This window comes from Methylomonas sp. BG-2, from assembly GCF_057766305.1.
In genome coordinates this window covers 1-2206 of the sequence record NZ_JBYMAP010000394.1, presented here as the reverse complement: position 1 = coordinate 2206, position 2206 = coordinate 1, and the positions used below count along the sequence as shown (strand labels likewise).

Genomic DNA, 2206 nt, shown 5'->3' with positions numbered 1-2206 from the left:
CCGAGGTATTTATGCACGGTTGACGCGTTCTTGCTTTGAAATGAATGCCGCTCCGCGCGTTTTCCGCTGGAAAACGTTTGACTTGGCGGCCGCTTATTTCGTGTTCATATTGATGGAAGGATCTGCCAGCATTACAAACTCCGCCTTTGGAAGTGCCCGGTCGTACTCGACCAATTCAGGCCCGTGCGTCGTTGGACCGGCCCAGCGTTGCAATTGCGCAGTGTATCGGGTATCCTAACCAGGATAAGTCAGTCACCGGTTTTTTTAAAAACCATTCCGGCGGTCGCCGAAGGGTCGAATAACCTTAGCATGTTTCTTCCGACTGATTCACACCTGGAGAGATGGCCGAGCGGTCGAAGGCGCACGCCTGGAAAGTGTGTATACGGCAACGTATCAAGGGTTCGAATCCCTTTCTCTCCGCCACAAACCTTGAAATAAGCGCCCTCCGTGGCGCTTATTTTTTGCTCTAGCTATAGCAAGAACGCTACCGCAGCGCCTGTAGCCCGAAAGCCCTTCTGGCCCATCCCCCGAACTGAACTGATCTATCCGTTCCGGAAAAGTCCGTCCAAGGGTTTTTTGGATGCTTGTTTCAGTCCGCCAGTGCTCGCGGCGTTGAGCTTGCGTTTTTTCCGCCGAGTCGGTTCGCCCAGCCGCTTGCCCGCGTTACGCAACTCAGTGCGATACGGTTGTCGGCATCGCTCTAGCCTGTCGCCGCGGAACCGCCGGAAATTAAACGGAAGTATTTCACGCGATCCGAACCATGAGTTTCGATCTCGCGGCTTTACGCTTTTGCAGCCAGCGAATCACACCGGTGGCGAAGAGCAAGGGGCAAAGCAGACCGGTCACGAACACCAGAATCCGACCGGTCCAGCCGAACACCCGGCCGGAATGCAGCGGCCATTGCCAAAGCATGAAAACATCGCCGGCGCTGCCGTGTTCGGCATCCTGGACCTGCAGCAGCGCGCCGCTGACCCGATCGAAAACCAGACAGCGGTCGTTCATCACTTTGTGTCGCAACGATTCGACGTCGCGATAACAGGCTTGGAAACGACGCTGATTGCCGCCTTCCCAGGTATAGAATTGCGGCACGCCGCCGGGAAAATCGCGCCGGGCTTGGTTGATCGCTTGCTGCAGCGCACCGGATTGGCTCGGCGAAGACAGCGCCGGAACCGGTGGCTCCGGACTCAATTCGGAAAATTGCCCGACCAGCCAGCGGAACGGCTCCGGCAAATTGAAGTAAATGCCGGAAACCAGCAAGGCCAGCATGACCGCCAAACTGTAAAAGCCGGCGCTTTGGTGCAAATCGTGATTGAACCGTTCGCGGCTGGCCCGGCGTTTGATCGTCAAGGTCCGCCGCCATTTTCCGGTCAACGGCCACCACAAAATCAGGCCCGACAATACCGACACCATGAACAACGCGCCGAATACTCCAACGATCGTCACGCCGGTGTCGCCCAGCAGCAAGGCATAGTGCAGCTTGAAGAAAAAGCCCATCAAGCTGTGTTTCAGCGGATTGCCGGCGTGGTAAAACACCCGCCGCCCGACCGGCTCCGCCGTGAACGGGTCGATTGCAATGTTTAACGATTGCGCGGAGTCCGGCGACTGGCTGCCAGTCGGGTAATAAAAACCGAAGACATAATTGCCGTTGGCTACGGTCGGCGCATCGGCCCAGGCCGAATCCCAATCCGGAGGCGCGGCCCGCTCGGCCGCCGCGAATATCGCGTCCAACGACTGAAGCTCGCCGCCGACGCGCGCCGAAACGTATAACCCAGGATTCAGCGCTCGGTCGATTTCCTGCCAAAACACCAGTACCGAACCGGTCAAGCCGATCAAAGCCAGAACAAAACCCAGGCTCAAGCCCAACCAAAGATGCACTTTCAGCCAGAGTTTGCGGCGGGCCTTGAGTCCTTGCAGACGCGCGGATGTATTAGCGGTGGTATCGATCCGAGTGGCCGAGTCGGCGGATGCGGGTGAGTTCATGTATTTTTCGTCCTTTTGCGTGGCAAGTGAATACTAATGACGTGTTAACTTGGATTTTACCCACCCATCACCCGCTTTCACACAGGGTAAAGAATTTAAGTCGTCGCCAATCGCGCGCGGTTGTAAACAACCGAAACCCGCACGGTTAAGCAACGGTCCACGACCTAAATCGTCGTTGTCCGATCAGTCCGAAAAAACCGTCGCGAAAGTTTAAACCAACCGCAAT

At 56.6% G+C, this 2206-nt stretch carries 1 protein-coding gene and 1 tRNA gene; one reads left to right on the top strand and one right to left on the bottom strand.

Going from position 1 to position 2206, the window contains the following annotated elements; genetic code table 11:
* Positions 1-335 precede the first annotated feature (335 nt).
* Positions 336-423, top strand: a tRNA-Ser gene (locus tag AC3B8H_RS20570).
* 321 nt (positions 424-744) lie between these two features.
* Here AC3B8H_RS20570 and AC3B8H_RS20565 read toward each other — a convergent pair.
* Complete coding sequence (locus AC3B8H_RS20565) at positions 745-1980, bottom strand: PepSY-associated TM helix domain-containing protein (RefSeq protein ID WP_488443380.1); 1236 nt, start codon at positions 1978-1980, stop codon at positions 745-747.
* Positions 1981-2206 lie beyond the last annotated feature (226 nt).

Coding starts and splice junctions, on each gene's coding strand:
- AC3B8H_RS20565 (WP_488443380.1), bottom strand. CDS start 1,980: ATGAACTCACCCGCATCCGCCGACTCGGCCACTCGGATCGATACCACC.